The sequence below is a fragment of the Candidatus Methylomirabilota bacterium genome, assembly GCA_036005065.1.
Taxonomy (GTDB): Bacteria; Methylomirabilota; Methylomirabilia; order Rokubacteriales; family DASRDR01; genus DASYQW01.
The window spans coordinates 23,195-29,500 of record DASYQW010000210.1; the positions used below are offsets into that span (position 1 = coordinate 23,195).

Annotated in this window: 7 protein-coding genes and 1 pseudogene; 5 read left to right on the forward strand and 3 right to left on the reverse strand. The window is 69.7% G+C overall.

The window, feature by feature from the left end; genetic code table 11:
- Nucleotides 1–63 precede the first annotated feature (63 nt).
- The gene (locus VGW35_15590; GenBank protein ID HEV8309083.1) at nt 64–801 is read right to left on the reverse strand and encodes a tyrosine-type recombinase/integrase; all 738 of its coding nucleotides are present in this window, start codon (nt 799–801) and stop codon (nt 64–66) included.
- 320 nt (nt 802–1,121) lie between these two features.
- Here VGW35_15590 and VGW35_15595 point away from each other — a divergent pair, with 320 nt between their 5' ends.
- Entirely contained in the window at nt 1,122–2,339 is a 1,218-nt protein-coding gene (locus tag VGW35_15595) for an ATP-binding protein (protein ID HEV8309084.1), read from the forward strand.
- Between the two features lie 36 nt (nt 2,340–2,375).
- On the opposite strand, the pseudogene VGW35_15600 reads toward VGW35_15595, so the two are convergent.
- A pseudogene (locus tag VGW35_15600) lies at nt 2,376–2,708 on the reverse strand (SDR family NAD(P)-dependent oxidoreductase).
- 13 nt (nt 2,709–2,721) lie between these two features.
- Nucleotides 2,722–3,264, reverse strand: a complete 543-nt coding sequence (locus tag VGW35_15605) for a MarR family winged helix-turn-helix transcriptional regulator (GenBank protein HEV8309085.1) — start codon at nt 3,262–3,264, stop codon at nt 2,722–2,724.
- 134 nt (nt 3,265–3,398) lie between these two features.
- On the opposite strand from VGW35_15605, the gene trxA reads away from it, so the two are divergent.
- From trxA to VGW35_15625, 4 genes are all read left to right on the forward strand, one after another.
- Entirely contained in the window at nt 3,399–3,746 is a 348-nt protein-coding gene (trxA, locus tag VGW35_15610; GenBank protein HEV8309086.1) for a thioredoxin, read from the forward strand.
- A 76-nt stretch (nt 3,747–3,822) separates the two neighbouring features.
- Entirely contained in the window at nt 3,823–4,572 is a 750-nt protein-coding gene (locus VGW35_15615; GenBank protein ID HEV8309087.1) for a glucose 1-dehydrogenase, read from the forward strand.
- A 44-nt stretch (nt 4,573–4,616) separates the two neighbouring features.
- Entirely contained in the window at nt 4,617–5,912 is a 1,296-nt protein-coding gene (locus VGW35_15620; GenBank protein ID HEV8309088.1) for an MFS transporter, read from the forward strand.
- Nucleotides 5,913–5,931: 19 nt separating this feature from the next.
- Nucleotides 5,932–6,306, forward strand: a 375-nt coding sequence (locus VGW35_15625) for an MATE family efflux transporter (GenBank protein ID HEV8309089.1), incomplete at its 3' end; no start/stop codon positions are given.

Sequence of the window (6,306 nt, forward strand, 5' to 3'; positions counted from 1 at the left end):
GACCTTCGTTGAGATTTTCACTCCCCGATTTGAGGACAATCGCGAAGCGTCCTCAAACCCGATTCACCGCGTCAGCATCCGCTGCGCCTGCGCCTCGTAGAAGGCAACGGCACGCTTGAGCTGCGGCGGCCGGATGCGCGTGTAGATCTGGGTCGTGTCGATCCGCGCGTGGCCGAGCAGCGCGCGGACTTCCTCGAGGTCATGCCGCTGCTCCAGCACCTCGACCGCCACGCCGTGCCGAAGCGCATGCGGCCGCAGCTCCGGGTAGCCGATGAGCCGTCCGTACGTCTTGCAGAGCCGCCAGATGTTCTTCCCGGCCATCGGCTGCCGCGTCCGGCCCACCCGCCGCCGGCCCCACGTCGACCAGAAGAGCGGCGTGTCGGGCGTGACCTTCTCGCACTCCGGGGTCAGGACGTGCTCGACATAGAGCTTCAGGACGGCCATCACCGCCGCGGGCAACGGGAGCGCTGCCTCGCGTGGCGGCCGATCGATCGGGACAGTCGGGTTCGCCACGAGGTGCCCACGCTTGACGAGCCAGCCGCAGAAGCTCGACAGCGTGGAGAGCCGGCACCGCAGGGTGTTGACGCCCAGGTCGCTGGCCGCCATCTCGTCCAGCCACGCCTGGATCGTCGGTGTCGTGAGGTCGGCCATCCGGGCGAGCCGACCGTCGCGAGCTTTGAGGAACGCGAGGAACTGCTCGATGTTCCACCGGTAGGCCTTCACGCCTCCTTCCGTGCGACCGCGCTGCTTGCGTTGATAGATGCAGAACTGCTCGACCAACTCGATGAGCTGCTGGGCCATGAACTCGGTCCTCCTCCCCGAGCCACGACCACGCTTTCGCCGGTCGGCAGTATGAGGAGGCACGACCCACCCGTCAAGCGCGCCGGCGGTAGGCCGGTCGAGGGCCGTTGTGCTGGCGCTGGCTGGCAGGCAGGACGGGAGGTTCATGGTGTGGTCGGCTTCTGCGCGCATGGTGTTCTGAGAGTGGGGGCACAGGCGCGAGGTAGAGCGGGCGATCCGGGCTCAGCTCGGTCGACGCGATTGCGGCCTGGCGTCGGCACGCCGTGGACACTTGCCAAACGATGGGTGAAAATCACCCATTCAATGGGTAGAATATACCCATGCTCCGGCGGCACGTCACCGAGACGGTCACGGCGGCTCTCCGGGACACCCCCGTGGTGCTTCTGGTCGGCCCGCGCCAGGCGGGGAAGTCCACGCTCGCCCAGACGCTCGTCCCACCGGACCGCTACGTCACCCTGGACGAGGCCACCACGCTGGCGGCGGCCCGGCGGGATCCGATGGGCTTCCTCGCGCCCTTCGACGAGCTGACCGTCGTCGACGAGGTGCAGCGGGCACCGGACCTGCTGCTCGCCGTCAAGGTCGCCGTCGATCGCCGGCGCCGGCCGGGCCGCTTCCTGCTCACGGGGTCGGCCAACGTGCTCGTCGTCCCCCGGGTCTCGGAGTCCCTCGCCGGGCGTATGGAGCTCCTCACCCTGTACCCGCTGTCCCAGGGGGAGATCGAGAGCCGGCGCGAGGGCTTCCTGGACGCGGCCTTCGCCGGTCGCCTCCCGAAGGCGCCGGGCCCCCCGGACCGCACCGAGATCGCGCGCCGGATCCTCCGCGGTGGCTTCCCGGACGCCTACGGCCGGCCCGAGGCCCGGCGCCGGCGGTGGTTCGCGTCGTACGTCACGGCCGTCCTCGAGCGGGACGTCCGAGAGCTGGCCCACATCGACAAGCTCACGGCGATGCCCGATCTGCTGACACTCCTGGCGTCACGGATTGCGAGCTTGCTGAACCTCGCCGACATCGGCCGGGGCATCGGGCTCCCGTATGCCACGCTCCAGCGCTACATGACCTTGCTTCAGACGACGTTCCTCGTCCGGCTGATGCCGGCCTGGGCCACGAATCTGGGGAGCCGGGTCACCAAGGCGCCGAAGGTGGCCTTCGTCGACACGGGGCTCGCGGCGGCGCTGCTCCAGCTGACCGAGGCGCGCCTGCTGGGCGAGCCGGTCCTGTGGGGCGGCCTGCTCGAGAACTTCGTCGGGCTCGAGCTGCTCAAGCAGGCGTCCTGGCATCCGGATCCCCCGCAGCTCTTTCACTTCCGGACGCCCAAGGGGGCCGAGGTGGATCTCGTCCTCGAGCGGGACGGCCACGTGGTCGGCGTCGAGGTGCGATCCGCCCAGACGGCGACCGCCGAGGACTTCAAGGGACTCAAGGCGCTGGCCGAGCTGGCCGGTCGCCGGTTCCATCGCGGCCTCGTGCTCTACCTCGGCCGCCAGGCGGCGGCCTTCGGTCCGAATCTCCAGGCGGTCCCGCTCACGGCGCTGTGGGAGTGGTAGGCGAGTGAGACGAATCGGTGACCTGTGGATCAAGTGCGCGCGGGCGCCCCAGTTCGTCCGCATGCCGCCGGGCTCGAGCGCGCACACCTTGACGCCGAAGGGGGCCACTTCCTGGGCCAGGGATTCGGTGAACCCACCCACCGCCCACTTGGCCGCGTGATAGGCCGTGCTGCCGGGGAGGGCCAGGCGCCCGCCTACTGACGAGATCTGAAGGATGCAGCCGCTTCGTTGCTTCCGCATGATCGGAAGCGCCGCCCGGGTCACGTAGACGATGCCATAGAAGTTGGTGTCGACCACCGCCTCGAAGCGCTCCGCGCTCAGCTGCTCGAACGCCGCCACGTCGCCGTAGCCGGCGTCGTTCACGACGACGCTGGAACGGGGATCAGCTCGACGACCGCCACAACCGAGGCGCTCGCCTTCGGGTTGCCGGCACGCGGCTGGACTGCCCGCGCCGCTGGCCTCGATGGCGCCTGGCGACGTCGAGCAAGTGGGCCAGTCGCTGCCTGGCGTTCGTCCAGGCCTTCGGTCCCCATTCCCGGAGTACTTGCTCTTGCGCCTGGGCCCAGAGTGGTCGCGCGACTTCGAGAAGCCGTCGCCCCTTGGCGGTGGGTCGCATGGCCTTGATGCGTCCGTCGGGGTGCGGAACCCGCTCGATCACGCCGTCCCGCTCGAGGCGGGTGAGGCTACGCGTCAGGGTCGTCTGGTCGATGGCGAGCCGGTCCTCGAGCTGCCTGAGGTTGGCCTCGCCGAGCCACGCCAGCGTCGCGAGGATACTGAACTGGGTCACCCGCAGGCCGCTCGGTCGCAGGGCGTCGTCGTACAGCTGGGTGACGGCCCGCGTGACCATGCGCAGGGCGCTGCAAACACAGGGGGACAGCCGTTCGGCATCCTGGCCGGTCGTCCGGATGGTCGCGCCTCGAGCCATGACGTCATGCTACCAGCCGCCGCCCTGACCGGCAAGGGGCTTGCATGTAGATGCATGCTCTGTGAATGCATATGCATACACTCTCGAATCCCCCCGGCCCGGGCCGGCATCTGAAGGGGCAGGAGGTAGCCCTGATGGATCGAAGGCGGAATGGCGCAGTGCCCGAAACCATCGACCTGACCGAGCAGACCTTCGACGAGGCGCTCGGCGCGAACCAGGGGCTGGTGATGGTGGACTTCTGGGCGGAGTGGTGCGGCCCCTGCCGGGCGATCGCGCCGCTCCTCGAGGAGCTGGCGGAGGCGCCGGACGGCCGGGTGACGCTGAGGAAGGTCAACGTCGACGAGAACCGCGGGATCGCGGCCCGATACGGCATCCGGTCGATCCCGACGATCCTGTTCTTCAGGAACGGCCAGGTCGTCGATCGGGTGGTCGGGGCCGCCCCCAAGGCCGTGCTCCAGGCCATCGTGACCGCGCGCGCCTGAGCCGCAGACCCCGCGGGTGGGGACCCCGGCTGTGATCGCTCCCGGGCGCCGTGCGCCAAGAGAGAGGATGAAGAACATGGGGAAGCTCGAGGGCACCGTGGCAATCGTCACCGGCGCGTCCAAGGGGATCGGCGCCGCTATCGGCAAGCAGCTGGCGGCCGAGGGCGCCGTGGTGGTCGTCAACTATGCCTCCAGCAGGGAAGGCGCCGACCGGGTGGTCGCCGAGATCGCGAGCAACCACGGAAGGGCCATTGCCGTTCAGGCCGACGTCTCGAGACCGGCGGAGATCCGCCGTCTCTTCGCTGAGACGAAGAAGGTCTTCGGCCGGCTCGACATTCTGGTCAACAACGCCGGCGTCTACGAGTTCGCCCCGCTCGAGGACGTCACCGAAGAGCACTTCCACAAGCTCTTCAACCTGAACGTGCTCGGCCTGATCCTCGCGTCGAAGGAAGCCGTGAGATATTTCGGCGCCGCGGGCGGCAGCATCATCAACATCAGCTCCATCGTCAGCACCATCCCGCCTCCGAACGCCGCGGTCTACAGCGCCACCAAGGCGGCCGTCGATGCCGTCACCAAGTCACTAGCCAAGGAGCTGGGCGCGCGCAACATTCGAGTGAACGCCATCAACCCCGGCATGGTGGAGACCGAAGGGGTCCAGGCGGCGGGCCTGGCCGCGAGCGACTTCCGCAAACAGCTCGAGGCGCAGACCCCGCTCGGCCGCATCGGCCAGACGCAGGACATTGCGCCGGCCGCCGTCTTCCTCGCCTCCCGAGATGCGGCGTGGATCACCGGCGAGACGCTCGTCATCGCCGGCGGCCTGCGCTGACGACGGCACCCCGTGGTGGCCATGAGTCGACGGAGGACGGTTCCATGACCACCGCCGCGTCAACGCCCGACCGCCACGTCCACTACGCCTGGGTCGTGGCGGGGGTGGTGTTCGTCACCATGCTGGGCGCGGCGGGCATCCGCTCCGCACCGGGCGTGCTCATGGTGCCGCTGGAGAAGGACCTCGGGTGGACGCGCGCCACGGTCTCGCTGGCCGTCTCGGTCAACCTCGTGCTGTTCGGCCTGATGGGACCGTTTGCCGCCGCCCTGGTGGACCGCTTCGGCGCCCGCCGGATCGTGCTGACGTCCCTCGCCCTGCTGGCGGTGGGCGTCTCACTGACGACCCGGATGACCAAGCCGTGGCAGCTGGTGCTGCTGTGGGGCGTGCTGGTGGGCACGGGCACGGGCATGATGGCCCTGGCCACGGCGGCGACGATCGTGAACCACTGGTTCACCGAGCGGCGGGGCCTGGTGATGGGCCTGCTCACCGCCAGCAATGCCACCGGGCAGCTCGTCTTCCTGCCCGTCATGGCCTACGTGGCGGAACATGCCGGATGGCGCGCCACGGTGGCCCTCGTGGCGGTGGGCGCCGCGCTCATGATTCCCGTCGTGTTCCTCTGGATGCGGAATCGGCCCGCGGACGTGGGCCTGCGGCCGTATGGCGAATCGGGGGCGGCTTCGATGGCGGCGTCCCCGGTCCGCCGGAATCCGGCCGTCACCACGCTGCGCGTGCTGGCCACGGGAATGCGGTCGGGAGACTTCTGGCTGCTGTTTGCCACGTTCTTCATCTGCGGGCTCAGCACCAACGGCTTGATCGGGACGCACTTGATCCCGGCCTGCATCGATGCCGGGATTCCGGAGGTGCACGCGGCGGGCCTGCTCGCGGCCATGGGAATATTCGATCTGGCCGGGACCACGCTCTCCGGTTGGCTGTCCGACCGGTGGAGCAACCGGCACCTCCTGTTCTGGTACTACGCGCTGCGCGGCCTGTCATTGATGTACCTGCCATTCGCCCTGGACCAGGTGTTCTTCTTCGGGCTGTCCATCTTCGCCGTCTTCTACGGCCTGGACTGGATCGCCACGGTGCCCCCGACCGTGCGACTGACCACGGACACCTTCGGGAAGGAGGACGGCGGGATCATGTTCGGCTGGATCGTGGCGGGGCACCAGATCGGGGCCGCCACCGCGGCGCTTGGCGCGGGCACGCTGCGCACGATGCTGGGCACCTACGAGCAGGCCTTCCTCATCGCTGGGGCCCTCTGCGTCCTGGCCGCCCTGCTGGCCCTACGCATCGGGGCCCGCGCCAAGCGGCACGAGCGGATGGCGGCGGCCACCGCGTGACGCGCCACCGAGCTTCCCCATGGCCATCGATGAGCGGCTGATCGGCGGGCGGGCCGTCGCGCCTGCCGTGAACGCGTCCGCCGCGCGCCCGGTCGCCGATCGCACCCGGCTGCTCCTCGAGGGCCCGATCGCCCCGACCTTGCTGCGCTTGGCCGCGCCCAACGTCGTCGTGATGGCCGTCCAGGCGGCGGTGAACGCGGGCGAAGCGTACTTCCTCGGCTGGCTGGGCGCCGACGCGCTGGCCGGCGTGTCCCTCGCCTTTCCGCTGATCATGCTGATGCAGACCATGTCGGCGGGCGGGATGGGTGGCGGCGTCAGCGCGGCGGTGGCCCGCGCGCTGGGCGCCGGCCGGCGAAGCGACGCCAGCGCGCTCGTCCTCCACGCGCTGGTGATT